This window comes from Streptomyces sp. NPDC054841 (assembly GCF_053611045.1).
In genome coordinates this window covers 1-19537 of record NZ_JBSGZO010000055.1, presented here as the reverse complement: position 1 = coordinate 19537, position 19537 = coordinate 1, and the positions used below count along the sequence as shown (strand labels likewise).

Genomic DNA, 19537 nt, shown 5'->3' with positions numbered 1-19537 from the left:
AACCAATGTGGTCTGCACGTAGGCTCCGCCAGCCTGACCTCCTGGCCGAGCTGAAGCTCCCGGACGTCATCAATATCCGCGATCTCAGCGACGAGGTCTCTCGCCGCATGGGACGGAAGGTGGTCCTAGAGGCCCGGGAGCAGGCACCCTCGGTGTGCGGGGCGTGCGCCGTCACGGAGAGTGCTGTCCACGTGTTCTACGACCCGCGGACCAGCTCCCTGCACCAAGACCACATCATCGCCCACGAGTTCAGCCACCTCCTGCTCGGTCACCATGAGAACCGGCCGGTGTCCGCGCTGGCTCCGTCCTTCATCACCAGCGTGGATCCGGCCACCGTGCAGATGATGCTGGGGCGTACCAAGTACGAGGAGGACGAGGAACGGGACACCGAACTCCTCGCTTCGCTGCTCCAGCGCCGGATCATCGACCGGTGGCTGCGCAGCGATGAGTCCTCCGGAGACGAGGTGCAGGACCGGGTCACGCACACGCTGCTGCGCCGACGGGAGGCCCGGACGTGAAGGACCTGCTCCATCCGATCAGCCTCGTCGTCGCCACGCTCGGCTTCCTCTGCCTCCTGCGGGACGTGCCGACCCGCCGCCGAGACCCGGCCTCCACCGCGCTGGCAGCCGTCTTCCTGTTGTCAGGACTGTCGTTCCTGTTCTCCATCACGCCGATGTGGAACTACCTCGACCGAGTCCTCGGCACCGTCAACCTCTCCGTGCCCCTCGCGCAAGGCTGCGTGGTCGCGCTCCTGGCCTGTCAGCAGGTGGTCCTCACGTACTGGGGATCCCCGCCCGATGTCGCCCGCCGGCGGAGTCGCCGGTGGCTCGGGGCCGGCTTCGCGGTGATCGCCGGACTGTTGGCGCTGTTCGCCCTGCTGACGCCCAGCGCGTCGCATCCGATCGACTTCACGCTGTACTACGCGCACGACGACTGGTATGCCGCGTACCTCACCCTGTACGTCACGGCCTACACCATCGGCGAGCTGTTCCTCGCCCGCGCCTGCTGGCGCCTGGCCGGCCGCAACATCCGCGGGTCCGTCCGCTACGGCCTGCGCATCGTCGCCCTCGGGGCCACCGTCACCCTCGGGTACAGCGCGGTCCGCATCGGCAACGTGATCGCTGGCGCCTTCGACACCTCCCTCGCAGGCTGGGAGGGCTTCGCCTGGACCTGCGGCGATGTCGGCGCCATGCTCACGCTCATCGGCTGGCTCGTGCCCACCATCAGCGACCAGGCCCAGAGCGTCCAGTTCCGGATCAAGGTGTACCGCAGCTACTACGGCCTGCGTCCCCTGTGGCTGGCGTTCTACAGCGAAGCGCCCGAGATCGAGCTGCCGATCGACCGAGTCGACCCGGCCCAGAGGCGTCGCTTCCGCCGCATCTCGATCCGGCTCTACCGCCGAGCAGTCGAGATCCGGGACGGCCGGTTCGTGATCCGCCAATACCTCGACGCCGCTGTCCGCGAGGCCAGCGAAGCCCACCACCGGGCCCGAGGACTCCACGGCCAGGAGCTGTCTGCCGCCGTCACGGCCGACCAGATCCTCGCTGGAATCGCCGCGAGGGCCGAAGGCGCCCGCCCAGCGCCCGACCAGCTCACCGAATTCGCCGACTCTGAACGCCAGACCAGCCGGCCCATGGACGACATCGACGCCCTCCTCGACGTCGCTCGCCACCTGCCCCGCCAGCCCGCACAAGCCCCCCACCTTGAGCGAGTCTCCGCATGACGACCGACCTCACCCACAAGCCCGCCCACGTCCAGCTCCAGGCCCTGGACCGCCGCGAGATCTCCAGCCGCGAGCTGCTCGACCTCCATCTCGACCGCATCGATGCCAGCCACGTCAACGCCGTCGTCACCCGCGACGACGACGCGGCCCGGACCGCCGCGCGAGCAGCAGACGAACGTCGCGCCCGCAACGAAACCAGGGGAACCTTCGACGGTCTTCCCCTCACGATCAAGGACAGCTTCGAGACGGCCGGCCTGCGCACTACCAGCGGCGCCGAGGACCTGGCGGGTCACGTACCCGCACGGGACGCCGATGCGGTCGCCCGTCTTCGCCATCAAGGCGCCGTGATCATGGGCAAGACGAATACGCCGGCGTACTGCCAGGACCTGCACACCGACAACAGTCTGTTCGGCCCCACGCTCAACCCCCACGATCCTGAGCGCACTGCCGGTGGCTCCTCCGGCGGCCCCGCCGCCGCAGTCGCCGCCCACCTGACTCCCGCCGACCTCGGCAGCGACCTCGCTGGCTCACTGAGGCTTCCGGCGCACTACTGCGGCGTCTACGGCCTGCGCCCTACGCATGGACTCGTCCCGGCTCGCGGCCACATCCCCCGCCCGCCGGGATGGATCACCAGCAGCGATATGGTCACCCCCGGCCCCCTGGCCCGCCACCCCCGCGACCTTGACCTACTCCTCGACGCGCTGACGACACCGTCACCCGCCGAGAACAGCCCCTGGCTCGTGAAGCTGTCTTCGGCGCGCCGCGCAGTCGGCCAGCTCCGGGTAGCGGTGTGGGCTGAGGACGCGAGCTGCCCCGTCGACCGTGAAACCGCAGCTGCTCTCGCCGCCGTCGAGCAGGCACTGGCCTCCGCGGGCACGCACGTCATCCGCACAGCGGGACCGGTCGACTTCGCCGACTCTCTCCGCCTTTTCGAGCAGCTCCTCCACGCCACCGCGACGGCCGCCACCGACCACGAAGCCAGCGCGGCCGAACTCGCGGCGGCGCGTGACCTGCAAGAGGACGACGCGAGCCCGCGAGCCACCTTCCTCCGCCACCGAACGCAGACACACCGCGCCTGGCTCCGCGCCAACGAGGAGCGCCTCCGGCTTCGGGAGACGTGGCACCGGTTCTTCGTCGACGCCGAGCACGATGTCCTCATCACCCCCGCCGCTCCCACCGCGGCGATCCCGGCCGGCACCCGCGCTCTCACGGTCGACGGCGTCGAGCGGAGCTTCTTCGACCAGACAGGCTGGGCCAACCTCACCAGCCACGTTGGTCTGCCCAGCCTGGTCATGCCCGTCGCGCGAAACGCGGACGGCCTCCCGATCGGCGTGCAGCTCGTGGGACCTGCGTACTCGGACCGGACCCTACTTGCCGTGGCCGAAGACCTGGCGTCGCTCCTTGGAGAGACGGCCGGGGGACTCAGCTTCTGATGCCAGCAGTCAGAGGGATGAGTCCGGTCCGGTCCGTGTTCGGGATCCAGCGGCGGTCCCGGGAGCCGTTGAACACCTCGCGGGGCCCGTGACGAGCCGTTCACTCGCACGGACGTGGCTGCGAGCTTCTCCTCCTCTGCGACCGCAGAGGCCACTAGGCGGTGTCTTCAAATGATCACCGCTGGTGGATCATGGTGTCGTGATACGTCGCCATGAACTGTCCGATGCTGAGTGGGAGTTCATCCGGCCGTTGCTGCCCGAGTCATTGCGGGGGCGGAAGCGGCTGGACGACCGCAGGGTCCTGAATGGGATCGTGTGGAAGTTCCGGACCGGGACGGCCTGGCGGGATGTGCCCGAGCGTTATGGTCCGTGGGCCACGCTGCATACGCGTTTTCGCAGATGGGCAGCGGGCGGGACGTTCGACCGGATGCTGCGGGCCGCCCAGGCGAAGGCGGACGCGGCGGGCGACATCGAGTGGCTGGTGTCCGTCGATTCCACGATCGTCCGGGCCCACCAGCACGCGGCCGGGGCCCAAAAAGAGGGCTCCGAGACCCGGCCCTCGGCCGGTCCAGAGGTGGTCTGACCAGCAAGATTCACCTAGTGTCCTGAGTCGGAGATTCGTCGTTGGTCTGGTGTGAGTCGTCCTGGACCGAAGATCCCGCCGGTTGTGCTGAGTGATGCCGAGCGGGAGATGTTGCAGTCGTGGGTGCGTCGTCGTTCGAGTGCCCAGTCGCTGGCATTGCGTTCGCGGATCGTGTTGGAGTGCGCGGACGGTCATGCGATCGCGGAGGTCGCCCGGCGGTTACGGATCACGGCCGACACGGTCCGCACCTGGCGTCGGCGCTTCCTCGAACGTCGGCTGGACGGCCTGTGCGACGAGCCACGGCCGGGTGTCCCACGGAAGATCACCGACGCGGATGTCGAGCGGGTGATCGTCAAGACACTCGAGGAGACACCGAAGAACGCCACCCACTGGTCGACCCGGTCGATGGCGGCGGCCACCGGCATGTCGCAGTCGGCGATCTCCCGGATCTGGCGGGCATTCGGCCTGCAGCCGCACCGGGCCGAGACCTTCAAACTGTCCAAGGACCCGCTGTTTGTCGACAAGGTCCGCGACGTGGTCGGCCTGTATCTCGATCCGCCGGAGCGGGCGTTGGTGCTGTGTGTGGACGAGAAGTCGCAGATCCAGGCCCTGGACCGGTCCCAGCCGGTCCTGCCGATGATGCCCGGGGTGCCCGAACGCCGCAGCCACGACTACGTGCGTGCGGGCACCACCACCCTCTTCGCCGCCCTGGACACAGCAACGGGCAAGGTGATCGGCTCGCTGCACCGTCGGCATCGGGCGGCCGAGTTCAAGAAGTTCCTGATCAAGCTCGACCGTGAGGTGCCCTGCGATCTCGACGTGCACCTGATCCTGGACAACTACGTGACCCACAAGGTGCCGGCTGTCAAGAAGTGGCTGGCCGGCCATCCGCGCTTCCACCTGCACTTCACGCCGACCGGTTCCTCATGGCTGAACCTGGTGGAGCGGTGGTTCGCCGAACTCACCACGAAGAAGCTCCGCCGTGGTGTTCACCGCTCGGTCCAGGCGCTCGAACGCGACATCCGCAGCTGGCTCGCCGACTGGAATGACAACCCCCGGCCGTTCGCCTGGACGAAGACCGCCGACGAAATCCTCGACAAGGTCGCCGCCTACTGCCGAAGAATCTCCGACTCAGGACACTAGCCTGTGAGGGCCGGGGCCGGCCTCTCGCTTTCGTCGTCACGGGCGGCAACACCAACGACTGCACCCGGTTCACCACCGTGATGGACGCGATCAGGGTGCCCCGGATCGGACCGGGACGACCCCGCACCCGGCCCGATCACGTCCTGGGCGACAAGGGCTACAGCTCGAAGGCGATCCGCGCGTGGCTCCGCCGCCGGGGCATCCCGCACACGATTCCCGAACGGGCTGACCAGGTCGGCAACCGGGCCCGGCGAGGCCGCCGCGGTGGCCGCCCGCCCGTCTTCGACTGTGGGGTCTACAAGAACCGCAACGTCGTGGAACGGTGCTTCAACCGCCTGAAACAGTGGCGCGGCATCGCTACCCGCTACGACAAGACCGCCCAGTCCTACGAGGCGGCCGTCGCCCTCGCATCACTCCTGATGTGGGCGTGACATTTGACGACAGAACCTTGGGCGTTGGTGGGCCGGAGTCACGGTCACCCGGGCCGCCGCCACGGGTGACCGCCGGGGCTATTGCGGGTAGGTGGCCGTGCGTAGAGCCCGGACGTCTTCGATCGGCACCTCGCGGCCCCGCTCGTCTATGTAGCCGACGTGGACAGCCAGGCCAGTCTCGGCGGCCACCCGCTCCATCGTCGGGCCGGCGGCCCACGGCAGGTGGCGATCCCCCCACTGCTGCAGGACCCCGAGCACGACATCGAGCTCACGGCCGGCCGGCGTCAGGACGTAGGCATCGCGGCCACGCGCACCGGGTTCCTGGTAGGGCTCGCGAGTCATGACCCCGAACTCCACCAACGTGGCCAGGCGCGCTGTGAGAACGTCGGGCGCGACGTCGAGCCGCTCCTTGAACTCACTGAACCGGGTGGCGCCCAGGAAAGCCTCCCGCACGATGAGTAACGTCCAGCGCTCGCCGAGTACGCCCACGCTGCGAGCGATGGAGCAACTGGACCTGAGGAGCTTCGTTGTAGCCACGGCCCCATCCTACCTAGCTTTGTTTTTCCTATCCAGATGTTAACGTGAGATACACGCGGCTAGATGAATGAGTCCGATGTTTATGCTGGCCGCGACCATGGCGAAGGGCGCCCGTTGGCTCGTGTGTGACGACAAACCTGGACGCCCTTCTGGCGGCACTGTACGTGTTCATCGACGACCATGTGGCCCCTCGTCGCCGGATCGGGCGACCCCCGAAACTGACGGACGGCGAACTGCTGTGCCTCGCGGTCGCCCAGGTTCTGCTGGGCTTTCCCTCGGCCCGGCACTGGATCCGCTTCGCACACGCCCGGCTGGGGCACCTCTTCCGCTATCTGCCCCAGCAATCGGCCTACAACAAACGCCTGAACGCGGCCGGTCCGCTCATCTCGCAGGTGATCGAGGCCCTGGCCCGGCAGGTGCCGACCTGGCACGACGACCTGCGGCTGATCGACTCCACGCCACTGCCCTGCGCGGCCTCCCGCGAGACCGTCAAACGCTCCGACCTGGCCGGGCACGCCGGATACGGCTACTGCCGCAGCCACTCCCGCTTCTTCTGGGGATTCCGGCTCTACCTGCTGACCACCGCCGAAGGCATGCCAGTGTCCTGGTGCCTGGCAAACCCGAAACTCGGCGAACGGGAGGTGATGACCGCACTGCTGGAACGCGACCACCACCTCGTCCGCACCGGTCAGGTGATCCTCGCGGACAAGGGCTTCGCCGGGCGGGAGTTCGAGGCGTTCCTCACCGAGCGCCTCGGCATCCATCTGGTGCGGCCCGACCGGAAGGACGAGCCCGTCCGGCACGGCCGCCTCGCCCGTGTCCGTCAGTGGATCGAGGCCGTGTTCGACACCCTCAAAGGCCAGCTCAGCCTGGAACAACACGGCGGCAGAACCCTCGCCGGAGTCTTCGCCCGCACCGGCCAACGACTCCTCGCCCTCGCAGCCGGCATCTGGCACAACTGGACCACCGGCGCCAAGATCAAACGATCCCTGATCGCCTATGACCACTGAACACATCGGACTCATTCATCTAGCGCGAGACCGTCCGACCTCAGGAGAACGCCATGAACCGCTCCAAAACCACAGGCGCCACCCGGGGCCTCGGCCGACTGGACTCACCGCTCACCAAGAAGATCCTCAGGGCGGTGTCGAGGGCGCACGTCGAGGTCTTCAAGCGGACCAATGGGCGCATCGGCTCGAAGTTTCGCGTGGGCGCCGGCTTCAAGAAACCGGTGCCGACGCTCCTGCTGGAGCACATCGGCCGCAAGTCGGGCAGGGGGTTCACGACGCCGGTGCTGTTCCTGACGGACGGCGCGAATCTGGTTGTCGTCGCTTCGCAGGGTGGCATGCCCAAGAACCCGCAGTGGTTCGGGAACCTGAAGGCCAATCCCGACACTCGCGTGCACCTGCGCGGCGAAGGCGCCCGGCCCGTTCGGGCGCGGGTGGCGACACCACAGGAGAGGGCTGAGCTGTGGCCTCGGCTCGTCGACATGTATGCCGACTACGACAAGTACCAAACTTGGACCGACCGGGAGATCCCGGTCGTCATCCTCGAGCCGAGGTAGCCGCTGGCTGTTCGGCAGAGGCGTCGGCGTCCGGCGTTTCCTACGCGTCTTGCGGCGTGGACGACCGCCCTGATGCGTCCTATCGGCGGCAAGTGAGCTCGTTTCGTCGAAGGTCGAGTTCTGTTGCGCGTCGTTGGGACGGTGCGCTCCAAAGTGGCTCTACGCAGGGTCATCCATGCCGCCCGCCTCTGTTTAGAGCCAGCGTCGGAAAGGCCCGGGCGGGCGGCCGGAGGTTGTTCTTGAGGAAGGCGAGGCGCACGGTGGCCAGGCTCATTCCTTCGCAGTTGGCGATCTCCTGAAAGGACAGGAGGCATTGCCACCCGCTACGACAAGACCGTCGGGTCCTACCAAGCAGCCGTCACCCTTCGTCGCTCCTGATGTGGGCGTGACATTTGAAGACACCGCCTAGGGGTGAGCCAGGGACCCGAGTCGGCACAGGAGGACGATGTGCGACGCCGCGAAATGATGACCGGCGCCCTGGGCATCAGCCTCGGGCTCCTGGCCAGCAGCGCCGCCTCACCGGCCGCTGCGACAGGCAGCTCCGTTGACCCGACCGAGGGCCTTGAGCGCGTCTTGTTCGAGCCCGTACCGGCCCAGCCTGCAGCGCTGCCCGACATCGCCGCCGCGCTGAGGACGGCCCGCGGTGCCTTCACCGGTGCCCGCTACGCAGCTCTCGGCACGGCACTGCCCGGACTGATCGCCACTGCGGAGGCGACCCGGGACTCCCTCTCGGGCCACCGCCGAGAGCGCGCCCACGCATGTATCGCTCGCTCCTACGTGCTGGCCACCGAGCTGGCAGTCAAGGAACACTCCGAAGTTGCCTGGGTGACCGCGGATCGCGCACTCTCCGCCGCGCGCAGCAGCGGTGACCCCCAGGTCATCAGCGAAGCCGCTCGTGTCGTGGCCATCACCATGCGGCGCGCCGGCCGAAGTGCGGTCGCGGTCGACTTCCTCTCGCGGACCGCGAGTGACGTCGCCACCAAGGGTCCGAAGAGCGCCTCTCCGCCGTCAGCCCTTGCCGCGCAGACCTGCCTCCTGCTGACCGCCGCGTACACCGCTGCTTCCGGTCGCCAGCGCAGCCACGCGCTCCAACTCCTCGACGAGGCGGACGAAACAGCCTCACGAATCCCCACTGGCAATGGCCACTTGGGCCTCCTCACCATCGCCGCTAGTCCCAATGAGTGCGCCATGTACCGCATCAGCGTCCACAATGCGCTCGGAACCCCTGACGAAGCGATTCAGTACGCTCGACAGGTCGACCCCACGGGCCTGTCGAGCACAGAACGCCTCGCCCGCTATTTGACCGAGACCATCCGAATGTGGCGCCACATTGGCGACGACCGTCGCGCCTACAGCGCGATGCGCGCCATGGACCGCATCGCCCCCGAAGAAATGCGTCGCCCCGCCATGCGCGCCTCCACCGCTGACATGCTGTATTCCTCTCAGCACCTGCCGGGCTTTAGGGATTTCGCTGTGCGCACGGGCGCTGTCGCTGCCTGACCGTTACCGGCGTCGGGTGCTGAACGCCCGGCAGCTCCGGCTGACCCAGTCGACTTGCGGTCACCGGCGCAGAAGCCGAGGAGATCGAGGCGCGGGCCGACGTGTTCTCCGCCAGGTCCGCGTCCGCGTTGAGCCTTCGAACGGGCCAGCTCACGTGAGGCCGGCAAGCACCTCAGCCATCGCTCCGTAGCTCTCCTGAACCGCTTCGGTCTTGCCAAGCCGATATCGCTCCAGGCGGATCGCACCCAGGTGCCGGGCTTCGTAGACTCCCGCTCGCCACACCGCCTCGGGCGAACGGTCCTGGGCGCCGTAGGACTCCCAGAATGCGTTCCGCTCGTCCGCCTTGGCCGTCGCCATGCGGATCGTCCAGTCAGCTGCCGGATCTCCGAACCACGCGCGGTCGAAGTCGAGCACGCCCGTAATGGTTGGCGAGGCTGCCTCTGGAGCGAGCAGCGCGTTGACGGTCCTTCACTAGGCTCCCTGGAGTTGTCGGATTCAACGGCTCCGGAGGGGACTTGGACGAGGAGAACGATGACGGGTGGAGAGTCGAGTTCTACGACTTCCTTAAGCCCCCACCCGGCCTGGCCGACGAGGAACTCGCGGCCTTCGGTGACCTTCACGAGCGAGCTTCCCGGAACGGGGCTCGGCACGGTACCCCGATCATCATCCCGCCGACCAGGGTGCTGCCGGACCCTCGCCTGAACTTGTTCTTCCGCGTCAGTCCCATGACGGGTCGGAAGCCGAGGACTTGGCGGCGTTACGCGATGGCCCTGGTGGTGTGGCTGAACTTCCTCGACGCCGTCGGCCGCCACTGGACCGAGGCGACGCCGCGGGACGTGGAGGCGTTCAAGGACTGGCGCCTGACAGACGTACGGAACCCCGAGCGCGTCAAGCCGGGGAGCTTCGACACCGACCGCTCCGCGCTGAACACCTTCTACACCTGGGCCTCTGGCGCATACGCGTTGGCGAACCCCGTCCCGAGCGTCCCGACCGCCGAGGAGGACGAGCGCCAGGACGAGGAGATCGGCCCGGACGGCGGACGGCGCTCGCGTGACGGGCTTCGGCCCACGGGCGCCCGGCGGCGGCAGATCAAGTGGATGCTGCGGGCCGCCTTCGAGCAGTGGCGGGACATCGGGCTGCGCGGCTACGGATTCGACGGGCTGCGGATTCCGGGCTGGCGCGGGGTGAACGAGGACCGCGACGCGGTGTTCGTCGACGGGCTCTACGGAACTGGGCTCAGGCTGCAGGAGTGGGCGAGCGTCCTGGACGTGGAGATCCCCTTGCGGGCGGAGGGCCGCTTGCCGAAGGCGTGGCTGGCGGCGGCGTGCATCAAGGGGACGAAGAAGGAGGGGCGGACGTACCGGATCCCGCGCCGGGTGCTGAAGGACATCGAGAGCTACTGCGATCCGCTGGAGGGCTCGCGGACGGAGGCGATCCGGCGGGCCCAGCGCACCGGTCGGTACGAGCGGCTGCCGTACGCGCGGGTGGTGACCGGCTACAACGCCCGCTCCCGCACACTGCGCATCGAGGGGGCACCGGAGAGCCTGCTGTCGCTGGACGCGATCGCGCCCGATGAGCGGCGGCTGCTGTTCCGCCGCACCGAGCACGGGCTGGAGCCGCTGTCGCTGTGGCTGGCGCCGTCCGGGATGCCGAAGAAGCCCGAGGGCTGGGAGGACACCTTCCAGGCAGCGAACGAGCGGATCGCCGAGAAGTGGGTGCAGTGGACCGCGCCGGAACTGGTAGACGAGGAGCGGAAGCGCCGCAAGGAGCAGTGCCCGCTGTGGGCCCGGCCCCACATGTGCCGCCACTCCTTCGCCCTGAAGTGGTTCTCGGTGCTGTCGCTGGTGTGGCAGCCGTCCATGGAGGGATTCACTGCCGAGGGACTGGCTGACCTGCGCGAACAGTTCGGCGGCATCTGGTACGCGCTGTCCACGCTGCTGGGGCACGACGATCCGGAGGTCACCAAGAGCGTGTACCTGGAGCCGTTCACCGCGCTGCAGGTCGACTACCTGATGGCGCTCCTGGACGAGGACGAGCAGCCGGCCGTCGACGCGCTGATCCGCACGGTCGCGCGCGCCGGGGGCCGGACCCTGCTGCCGGTCGGTGCTGCGGCGAGGACTGGAGAGGGGGCGGGGCCGGCGTGAGCGCGCGATCACGGGGCGGCCGGAAGGCGTCTCAGCCGCCCGCGGGGTGGCAGCCCCCGGAGCGGCTGCTGGCGGAGGGCGACGGCGCCGTGGTGCGGTTCCTGGCGCAGTCCGGGGATGCCGAGCGGGTCTTCGACTTCGGCAACATCCGGGACAGGAACGGGGACCTGGTCGAGATCGAACTCGGGATCCAGCAATGGCTGGCGCGCGCCTTCACCCGGCGGACGTCTCCACGGTCCGGTGTCACCCGGCTCGCTGGGGCCGGCACCGTATACACGGCGGCGACGCTGATCGCCCGGTACTTCACCACCCTTGATCCCGCGCCCGTGAGCCCCGGCGAGGTCACCGCGGTGCACATGCGGGGGCTGTGGGAGTTCTGCGGGCGTGTCCGTTCACAGCGCACATACCTGGAGACGCTGCGGGCGCTGCTGCGTGACGATCAAGAGCTGCCCGAGGCGTCGCGTGCCGAGCTCTTCGCGCAGAAACTCCCGGAGTACGACGGCCGGCAGGCGACGCTGGCCTACACGGACGAGGAGATGCAGGCGATCATGACCCGGGTTCGCGGCGATGTGTGCCGGGCTCGGGACCGGATCCGTGCAGGGCGGGCGCTGCTGGAGCGTTTCCGTGCCAGTGAACTCCCCGCGGACAGCGAGGACTTCACGCTCGGATCGCTGCTGGACCACTTCGAGCGGACCGGGGATCTGCCGCGCTACCCCAGCGGCACGGTGACGGCTGCGGCGGGGCGCTGGGGTGGTGTGACGGGCATCGGCCCGCGCTTGTGTCTGACCGTGCCCGAGCTGACGGCGTTCGCGTTGCTGCTGACCGCCTTGACGACGGAGAACTTCGGCACCGTGGCGGCCTGGCCCGCCGTGCACTACCGGCCGGACGGAGGGTTCTCCACTGGCGGCGTTGCGCTGGTGGAGGCCGTCAAACCGCGGCGTGGACCGGACCGCGAGCACATGATCACGCCTGTGGAGGACCTGCCGTCCAGCCTGGAGGATGTGCTGAAGGAGCCGGACGGCGATCTGCCCGTGTTTCGCTCACCGGTGCGGGTGTACCAGCTTCTGCTGGATCTGACCGTGGTCTCACGGCGCCATGGTGATCACACGCTGGCGCTGAGCGGTTTCAATTCGAAGGGCAGTGCTGCAGACCGGTGGCCGCAGGGCGTGCGCGCGTCCTACATCGGCAAGTGGGCGGTCCGGCACGGCTTCCCTACCGGCGAGGCTGCCCCCGGTGGGCCGCCGCCCGTGGAAGCGCGGCGGATCCGGCAGACCGGCATCGAACACAGCCGCCGTCCGGTTGCGCAGACCCGGCGCACGATGAACGACTGCTACCTCAAGCGCAGCCCCGATGTGCAGCGCGAGAGCCGCACCGTGGTGGGGGACGCACTGCGCGCGGAGGTAGCCAAGGCCCGTCTTCGCCGCCAGATTCCGGTGATCACTCCGGCGCTGGTCGACAAGGCCCGTACCGATCTGGCCACTGCCGCCGCCGAGGCGGGCCTGGCGCCCGGGACGCTCCGCCGGCTGATCGAGGGCAAGAGCGATACGGCGGTCACCGGGTGCACCGACCACCTCGCCGGGCCGGACACCGCGCCTGGGCAGCCCTGCACCGCGTCGTTCCTTGCCTGTCTGGACTGCGAGAACGCGCGGGCGCTGCCGCATCAGCTGCCCGTCCAGCTCGCGGTACACGACCGGCTCGCCGCGCTGCGCCCGCATGTGGATCCCGGCCTGTGGCGGGTGCGCTTCGCCAAGCCCCTCGACCAGCTGCGCGACATCATCGCGCACTACAACGATGCCGACCAGGCCGACGCCCGCACCCAGTTGACGGACCAGGACCGGCAGATGGTCGACGCTCTCGTGGACGGAAGGATGGATCTTCGATGATGTCGCGCGCCGCCGTGACCGCGCCCGCACCCTCGCACGAGATCGAGTGGCCTGCCGGCGACACCGTCGTCCTGCGCAGCCGCCCGGTACACCCTGGCACTCCCGCATCGCAGATGGCCGTCTTCGCCGACGATCTGTGGCCCCTGACGCCGGCGCACCCGGACGTCCACATCGACGCGATCAACCTGCACTGGAAGAGCTACCCGCCCGCCCTGGCCGATGCGTTCAAGTGCTTCGTCCTCGCGACCCTGGACCACCCCCACCCCGTGGTGATGAGCGGGCAGAAGACTCACGACCAGGCCGGGTGCGGCACCGTGAAGATCTGGTTCATGCGGCTGCGCGCCTTCGCCATCTGGCTGGAGCATCACGGCGTCGCCCGACTGTGCGAGATCGACGACACGCTCCTGGACGCCTACCTGGATCACGTGCGCGCACTGTCCGTCAGCGAGGGCGCCAAATACCAACTGCTCAACGCCGTACGAGCCCTGTGGGCCTACAGCGAGCACCTGCCCGCCGACTGCCGCCTGGACACCACAGCACCGTGGCAGGACGCGCCCATCAAGGTCCTGGTCGAACTCCCGCCGCCAGGCCGCTTCAACGCCACGCCGAGGATCGCCGCGGCGACGATGGAGGCCCTGCTGGACTGGTCGCTGCGCATCGTGGAGGACCTGGGACCGGACATCCGCGCGGCATGGAGACACCTCCAACTCCTCGAATCCGGCCGCCACCCCCGCCAAGCGGTCTACCAAGGGCTGCCGCCCAAGGAACGCCTGCTGCTGTTCGTGAGGAAAGCGGCCAGGACGGGCGACGTGCTGCCCGGCCAGCCCGGCATTCCTGGCAAGGTCAGCTCGTTCCATCTCGGACGTCTCGTGGGACTGGAGAAGACTCGACGAGGAGAAAACCTCGGCCGCCAGGCGCGCGCCCTCGCCGAGCAGTTCGGCGTTTCCATCGCGGACGACTGCTACCTGGGCACCATCACCGGCCGCGTCGACGGTCGCCCGTGGCGTGAGCGGCCCATCACCGTCACCGAGCTGCCCCGGCTGATCCGCGTGCTGGTCGCGGCGTCTTTCGTAGTCATCTGTTACTTGACAGGTGCCCGCCCCGGAGAGGTGTTGTCTCTGCGGCGCGGCTGCCGGGCCACCGACGAGGAGACCGGCGAACTGCTGATCCAAGGGCGCCGGGGAAAGGGCTACGACCGCACTCCATTGGATCCCGTCGACCCGGACCGCCCCTGGGTGACGGTGCAGCCCGTCCACGATGCCATCGGCATGCTGGAATCCCTCCACCGGGCCGACCTGCTGTTCCCGGCCGGCCTGATCAAGACCTCGCACCGGGCGATGCGCTTCGCTCCTCGGACGGCGCAGATGAACAGGGACATGGAGACCCTGCTGAGCTGGGTCAACGCCACGTTCGCCGCCGAGGGTGCGGGTCCGGTCATCCCGCCGGATCCTACCAAGCATCTGCACGGCTCCAGGTTCAGAAGGACGCTGGCGTACTTCATCGTGCGCCGGCCACGCGGCCTGATCGCCGCCGCGCTGCAGTACGCGCACGTCTCCACCAAAGTCACGCTGAGCTATGCCGGGGAAGGCGATACCTCCTGGCTGGAGGACCTGGCCGTGGAGAAGCTGGAGATGGTGCTGGAGCAGAACGAGGACGACTGGACCCGCATCCAGGACGGCGAGCACGTCAGCGGACCGTCCGCCGCCGAGTACCAGTCCCGGCTGGCCCGCGTCGCACCGTTCTCCGGGCGCGTGGTGCGGTCCGTCCGCAGCGTGGAGCGGCTGCTCAGCCAGGCCGACCCGGACATCCACCACGGCGAGGCCATGACCTGCGTCCACCGTGCGGAGACGGCCGCGTGCCGCAAGGAGAAGGTCGCGCTGGGCCTGCCCGCGGACAGCGGCCCGGACGAGTCGTTCTGCCAAAGCTCGTGCACCAACCTGGCCTACACCGACCGCGACATCGCCGACCTCCGCAGCAAGATCGCCGAGTGGGACGCGACGGCGCACGACCCGCTCGCCCCCAAGCCGCGACGCGATCGCGCCGCCGCCCAGGCGGCGCGGGCCCGCGCGATCGTCGAGGACCACGAGGCAACGCGGCCCGCCGTCCCACGGGACGGTGAAGCGGCATGACACGCAGACGCAGAGACCGAGACGCCGAACGCGAGGCGGTCCGGGCCGCCATCACCCGCCTGCTGGCTGGCACCCCGCTGCGGTCGACGACCGGCAAGCTCACCGGCACCGAACTCATCACCGAAAGCGGCCTGCGCCGGGACATCGTCTACGGCGACCACAAGGAGCTCGTGGAAGAGTTTCAGGCCAAGGCCAGGGCCCAGTCCTTCACACCGGACGCGGCTCAGAAGATCGCCGAGCAGAACGCCGTGCTGAAGGAGGAACTCGCCGACGCCAAGGCGGAGCTGGCCGCCGAACGAGAACGCAACGCGGCACTGGTCCGCATCGCCGCTGAACTGTCACTCGAACTGGAACAGGCCCGCGCCGAACTCGAATCCGCACAGCAGGTGCCCCGCCTGCCTGGAGCACGCTCGCCACGCCCCTCGCCTCGAAGACGCCGGTGACCGCTCGAACCACACCCGGCTGGCACGCGCGAGACGTGGCCATCCCCGCGCAAGCGTCCGCGATACGGTGCTACAGCAGGCCGTGCCAAGGGAGGATGCTGATGGAGTTCGGGCCGATCCCGCGTGCGCCTGAGGCGTTTCAGCAGCCCGTGACCGCTGACGAGATCGAGGCAATCTGCCGGCGAGTCTTCGGAATGGACACGAAGGTGCTCTCCGCAGCCGAGCTCGGCACCGGGATGTACAACACGACCCTCCGCGTCGCCCTTGCCGGCCAGGAGCGGCCGGTGATCCTGAGGATCGCCCCGAAGCCGGATCGCCAGTTCTCTTCGGAACGGGCCTTGATGCGCAACGAGTACGCCAGCATCCCCTACCTCGCCGAGCTCGCGCCCCTCATGCCCCGCCTCATCGCGGTGGACTTCACCCACGAGGTCATCAGCCGCGACTACATGGTGCAGTCGCTGCTCGACGGCATTCCGGCGACGGAACACCTCCGCACGTTCCCGCGGTCGACGTGGCCAGTCTTCTACCGGCAGCTCGGCGAGATCGCCCGCCGCGTGCACGCCGTCCGCAGCCCCTGCTTCGGTCCGGTTGCCGGTCCCGCATACGGCACGTGGAGTGAGGCGGTCGCCGCGTCCTTGGAGGACATCGCCGCCGACCTGGAAGGCATCGGACTCGACACAGCCGACGTGCGGAAGGTCGTTGCGGCTGTACGCCGACACCAGTCCGTCCTCGACGAGATAACCGAACCACGCTTGCTCGCAGGGGACCTGTGGGTCCCCAACGCGTTGCTTGATCACGCTGCGCCAGAGCCGACGATCACCGGGGTGTACGACTTCGATCGGACGTGGTGGGGCGATCCGGCGGCCGACTGGACCATCCGCATGGTCAGGGCCAAGTCCGATGAGCGGTCCGCGTTCTGGGAGACCTACGGGTCCTTGGACCAGACCGAGAACGCCCTGTGGCGTCAGAAGGTCTACGAGGCCCGGCATCTCGGGGCGATCCGCCTTGAGCGGTATCGCCTCGGCAATCAGGAAGGGGTACGCGCGAGCTACGACTCGATGGCGGACGTCCTTGCTGACGTGAGCTGAGGCTTCGTCCCCAGAGGCACGATTCGACTCGTGTGCGTGCTACGCGGTGAGTTGGAGGAAGTCGGCGACGGAGTGGGCGTTCTGGTGGGCGGCGAGCTGTCCTCGCAGGTCGGCGAGGGCGTTGCTGCTGCGGGCGGAGTCCGCCCCTCCGACTTGCTCGATGGCCCGCTCGGCGATCTCCACGGCGGCGTCCGTCGCCCATGGCGAGGTGGGGCTCCTGCCGCGCGAGGTAGGCGGGCCTCGGTGCTGGTGTCGTACGGGTCGTCCTGTCACGGCCGCGTCGAAGTGCTCCAACGCCGCCGGGGCTCACCGAGCGAGAGCGTGCAGCTGGTCACGACTTCGTGGACCTCGCACGTTATCCCGCCGTCCTGTTGGGGTCGTTCCTCTGTTGTCGTTCGAGTGGGGAAGTTCCTGTTCAGGTTGGAAGCGAGGTCCTGTGGCAGCAACGGTGCTGTTGTCCCGCGTCCGGGACACAATCTGTCGGAGCCGTAGGCGCGTGCGAAGCGCTCGGCGATGCCCATGTTAGGGACGGCCCAGAACGTGCAGGAGCTGCATGACGTGCTCCTGGACCTCGGCGATCGCCCGCCGTGCCTCGGTGGGGGATCCGCCATACAGGCGAGGCCGGATCTCCGGCAAGCCGACGAGGAAGACACCATGATGAACCAGATATCGCAGCTGGCTGATCTCTACGAGGAGGCCCTGCACCAGCGCATGAGCCTGGCCACCCGGGTCGTTATCGGCGCCGGGGCCATCGCCGAAGACGAGGTCCGCTTCAAGATCGGACCCGTCGATTTCCATATCCCGCTGTACCAGGATGACGAGGGGTATTTCCCCCTGATGCTGTTCGGATTCTTCACCACCGATGACAGTGTGGCCTGTGAGGACCTGGAGCGCATCGGCGCCGAGGTAACCAGCAAGTGCAGGGGCGCCCAGCTGGACATCTACGACGGTGAGGCGGTGGTGACCACCTCCGCGGTGATGTTCGTGGCGCCACCCGACTGCCTGCCCACCGTGGTGGACCTGAAAGTGGTGCTGTCCCGCGCCATACAGGACCTTGCGAACGCCGTGAACGAGTTCCTGGTGGCCGCCACCCAGACCTCTCATAAGCAGCCCTACCCAGGGACGGTGGGCCACCCAGACCTGGGTGGCCCACCAGGGTTCCACCGATCGCCCGGCCACCACGGTGCCCTCCGCCGACTCCGGTCGGATGCCCCTGGTGTGCCCCACAAGTGAGGAACATCGAGCGGACGCCGACGGCGAATGGCCGCGGGGCAGGGGCAGGATGGGCCGGGGGGATATCTCCGATGGCCCGCTGCTCCGTCGCCTCTCCGCGGCCGGCCGCGCCGAGCTGGAGCGCGGGGTCCTGCACGGTGACCTCGCAGCGGTGTCCTTACGCCGGCTGCGCCGCGCGAGTGGGGGATTCGCCCCCACAGGTGAGGCCGGGAACAGCCCGGCGAGACCGACAAGGAAGCCTCCCATGAACCACCAGATGCAGCAGCTGGCTGACCGCTACGAGGAGGTCCTGCAGCAGCGCATGGGCCTAGACGTTCAGGTCGCCGACGACAAGATCCACTTCCAGACCGGATCGACCCACTTTCTGATCCCCCTGTATCAGGGCGACCCGGAGTACCTCCGCTTGGTGCTGCCCGGATTCTTCTCCACCGATGACGGCGTCGCCCGTGGGGAGCTGGAGCGCATCTGCGGCGAGACCACCCGTAAGTGCAAGGCCGCCCAGCTGACCGTCGGGGACAACGGAGTGGTGATCGCCTCGGTAGAGATGATTGTGGCGGCACCCGACTGCCTGCCCACTACCGAGCACCTGATGGCTGTGCTGCCCCGCGCCATCCTCATGCTGCTTTGTGCGGTGCGAGAGTTTTTCGTGTCCATCGAACTGCACGGCATCGCCAAGACCTCCTCTGAGTAGTCCCACTCAGGGGGCGGTGGGCCACCCGGACCCGGGTGGCCCATCAGAGGTCCGCCGACCGCGCGGCCATGACGTGTTCCCCCACTGCCTCCGACCGAACGCCTCAGCGGGCGTACCCGTAGGTGAAGGTCCTTAAGGCGGACACCCGGCGGAGAACGGCCCCGGCGGGGGCAGGGGCGGGAATGGCGAGGTGGATATCGCGACCAAGACGCGCTGATCCGAAGCCTGTCACGCCGAGCTGGAGTGCGCGGTACTGCGCGGCACCCACACGGCAGTGGATCTTCCTCGCCACGCCGCGGCACGGCGGCGGGGGATCCGCCATACAGGCGAGGCCGGAACCCTCCGGCGAAGCCGACAAGGAAGCACCACCATGAAACAGGCACAGCAGCTGGCCGACCACTCCCGGGAGGGCATGACCGCCCGGGGCAGGATGGGTCCCCCCTGTGTCCCCGCGATCCGGGCGCGCGGCGACGGGGAGGAGATCCACAGCGGCCCGGCGTGGCGAGTTCTCGTCCACCAGCTGACCTCGGCCCCGCAGGCGGTCGAACTGGCCGAGTGGCTGCTGGCCGAGGATCGGCCGAAGCCGGTCATCGTGGTCTCGATCGCCTCCGGGCGCACCGAGCCGTGGATCGACGTGGAACGCCTGGCGGCCGAGCTCCGCGACCTGGCCGAGCTCTGCCTGATCCCGACCGGCAAGGTCTCCTGGGCTCTGGCCGGGCGGCTGCCAGCGCGCACCGAGGTCTACGGCGGGGCCGGGCGCGTATACCCGGTGAGTCTGGAGTGGACGTCGGATCCGTATCGCGCACCGCTGCGCTTCGCCCATTCTGAAACCGACGCAGCGCGGGCCACCGATGCCCTGGTGACCGATGCGCTGGCCCTGGCGGCCGTGGGCCGCCCCGAGGTGGCGTACTCCCTTCCCCGGGCGCGAGTTCCGGCGGCGGTGACGCGGACCGGGTCGACTGGAACCAGGTCGGCGGCCGCGCCGACGGACGCGGTCCAGCCGTGTCAGGCC

Annotated in this window: 18 protein-coding genes and 2 pseudogenes; 17 read left to right on the top strand and 3 right to left on the bottom strand. The window is 68.7% G+C overall.

All coding sequences use genetic code 11. The annotated features are described in order from the left end of the window. Positions 1-5 precede the first annotated feature (5 nt). The 6 genes and pseudogenes from ACWGI8_RS11055 to ACWGI8_RS11030 all read left to right on the top strand — a co-directional run. Positions 6-518 (top strand): hypothetical protein, encoded by a 513-nt coding sequence (locus ACWGI8_RS11055; protein ID WP_453659859.1) that lies wholly within the window; start codon positions 6-8, stop codon positions 516-518. Then, the gene (locus ACWGI8_RS11050; protein WP_453659857.1) at positions 515-1723 is read left to right on the top strand and encodes an MAB_1171c family putative transporter; all 1209 of its coding nucleotides are present in this window, start codon (positions 515-517) and stop codon (positions 1721-1723) included. The genes ACWGI8_RS11055 and ACWGI8_RS11050 overlap by 4 nt, the downstream gene beginning before the upstream one ends. After that, complete coding sequence (locus ACWGI8_RS11045) at positions 1720-3156, top strand: amidase family protein (RefSeq protein WP_453659855.1); 1437 nt, start codon at positions 1720-1722, stop codon at positions 3154-3156. The genes ACWGI8_RS11050 and ACWGI8_RS11045 overlap by 4 nt, the downstream gene beginning before the upstream one ends. 199 nt (positions 3157-3355) lie before the next feature. Beyond that, positions 3356-3756: pseudogene (locus ACWGI8_RS11040) on the top strand (IS5 family transposase); the annotation flags it as partial. A gap of 91 nt (positions 3757-3847) precedes the next feature. After that, positions 3848-4882 carry an IS630 family transposase gene (locus ACWGI8_RS11035; protein ID WP_453659876.1) on the top strand — a complete coding sequence of 345 codons (1035 nt, stop codon included), beginning with the start codon at positions 3848-3850 and terminating at the stop codon, positions 4880-4882. Continuing rightward, positions 4879-5313, top strand: a pseudogene (locus ACWGI8_RS11030) (IS5 family transposase); the annotation flags it as partial. The gene ACWGI8_RS11035 and the pseudogene ACWGI8_RS11030, both read left to right, overlap by 4 nt. 78 nt (positions 5314-5391) lie before the next feature. Here ACWGI8_RS11030 and ACWGI8_RS11025 read toward each other — a convergent pair. Further along, a complete protein-coding gene (locus tag ACWGI8_RS11025) occupies positions 5392-5802 on the bottom strand; it encodes a winged helix-turn-helix transcriptional regulator (RefSeq protein ID WP_453659853.1) in 411 nt (136 codons plus the stop codon). A 173-nt stretch (positions 5803-5975) separates the two neighbouring features. Here ACWGI8_RS11025 and ACWGI8_RS11020 point away from each other — a divergent pair, with 173 nt between their 5' ends. From ACWGI8_RS11020 to ACWGI8_RS11010, 3 genes are all read left to right on the top strand, one after another. Continuing rightward, on the top strand, positions 5976-6860 hold the full coding sequence (locus tag ACWGI8_RS11020) for an IS982 family transposase (protein WP_453659852.1): 885 nt from the start codon (positions 5976-5978) through the stop codon (positions 6858-6860). A gap of 53 nt (positions 6861-6913) precedes the next feature. Further along, a complete protein-coding gene (locus ACWGI8_RS11015; protein ID WP_453659851.1) occupies positions 6914-7414 on the top strand; it encodes a nitroreductase family deazaflavin-dependent oxidoreductase in 501 nt (166 codons plus the stop codon). A 447-nt stretch (positions 7415-7861) separates the two neighbouring features. Continuing rightward, a complete protein-coding gene (locus ACWGI8_RS11010) occupies positions 7862-8914 on the top strand; it encodes a transcriptional regulator (RefSeq protein ID WP_453659849.1) in 1053 nt (350 codons plus the stop codon). A 150-nt stretch (positions 8915-9064) separates the two neighbouring features. Here the strand turns inward: ACWGI8_RS11010 and ACWGI8_RS11005 are convergent, their stop codons facing one another. Beyond that, complete coding sequence (locus tag ACWGI8_RS11005) at positions 9065-9328, bottom strand: hypothetical protein (protein WP_453659847.1); 264 nt, start codon at positions 9326-9328, stop codon at positions 9065-9067. 311 nt (positions 9329-9639) lie between these two features. Here ACWGI8_RS11005 and ACWGI8_RS11000 point away from each other — a divergent pair, with 311 nt between their 5' ends. From ACWGI8_RS11000 to ACWGI8_RS10980, 5 genes are all read left to right on the top strand, one after another. After that, entirely contained in the window at positions 9640-11058 is a 1419-nt protein-coding gene (locus ACWGI8_RS11000) for a site-specific integrase (protein WP_453659846.1), read from the top strand. Next, complete coding sequence (locus tag ACWGI8_RS10995; RefSeq protein WP_453659845.1) at positions 11055-12941, top strand: hypothetical protein; 1887 nt, start codon at positions 11055-11057, stop codon at positions 12939-12941. Before ACWGI8_RS11000 ends, ACWGI8_RS10995 begins: the two co-directional genes overlap by 4 nt. Then, on the top strand, positions 12938-15070 hold the full coding sequence (locus ACWGI8_RS10990) for a site-specific integrase (protein ID WP_453659844.1): 2133 nt from the start codon (positions 12938-12940) through the stop codon (positions 15068-15070). Before ACWGI8_RS10995 ends, ACWGI8_RS10990 begins: the two co-directional genes overlap by 4 nt. Continuing rightward, a complete protein-coding gene (locus tag ACWGI8_RS10985) occupies positions 15067-15513 on the top strand; it encodes a hypothetical protein (protein WP_453659842.1) in 447 nt (148 codons plus the stop codon). The genes ACWGI8_RS10990 and ACWGI8_RS10985 overlap by 4 nt, the downstream gene beginning before the upstream one ends. 101 nt (positions 15514-15614) lie before the next feature. After that, complete coding sequence (locus tag ACWGI8_RS10980) at positions 15615-16601, top strand: phosphotransferase family protein (protein WP_453659841.1); 987 nt, start codon at positions 15615-15617, stop codon at positions 16599-16601. Between the two features lie 39 nt (positions 16602-16640). Here ACWGI8_RS10980 and ACWGI8_RS10975 read toward each other — a convergent pair whose 3' ends face one another. Continuing rightward, on the bottom strand, positions 16641-16784 hold the full coding sequence (locus ACWGI8_RS10975) for a hypothetical protein (RefSeq protein ID WP_453659840.1): 144 nt from the start codon (positions 16782-16784) through the stop codon (positions 16641-16643). Positions 16785-17141: 357 nt separating this feature from the next. On the opposite strand from ACWGI8_RS10975, the gene ACWGI8_RS10970 reads away from it, so the two are divergent. The 3 genes from ACWGI8_RS10970 to ACWGI8_RS10960 all read left to right on the top strand — a co-directional run. Then, positions 17142-17834: a hypothetical protein gene (locus ACWGI8_RS10970; RefSeq protein WP_453659839.1), complete on the top strand. Its 693-nt coding sequence runs from the start codon at positions 17142-17144 to the stop codon at positions 17832-17834. Positions 17835-18078: 244 nt separating this feature from the next. After that, positions 18079-18525 carry a hypothetical protein gene (locus tag ACWGI8_RS10965; protein ID WP_453659837.1) on the top strand — a complete coding sequence of 149 codons (447 nt, stop codon included), beginning with the start codon at positions 18079-18081 and terminating at the stop codon, positions 18523-18525. A gap of 370 nt (positions 18526-18895) precedes the next feature. After that, positions 18896-19537, top strand: a 642-nt coding sequence (locus ACWGI8_RS10960) for a hypothetical protein (protein ID WP_453659836.1), incomplete at its 3' end; no start/stop codon positions are given.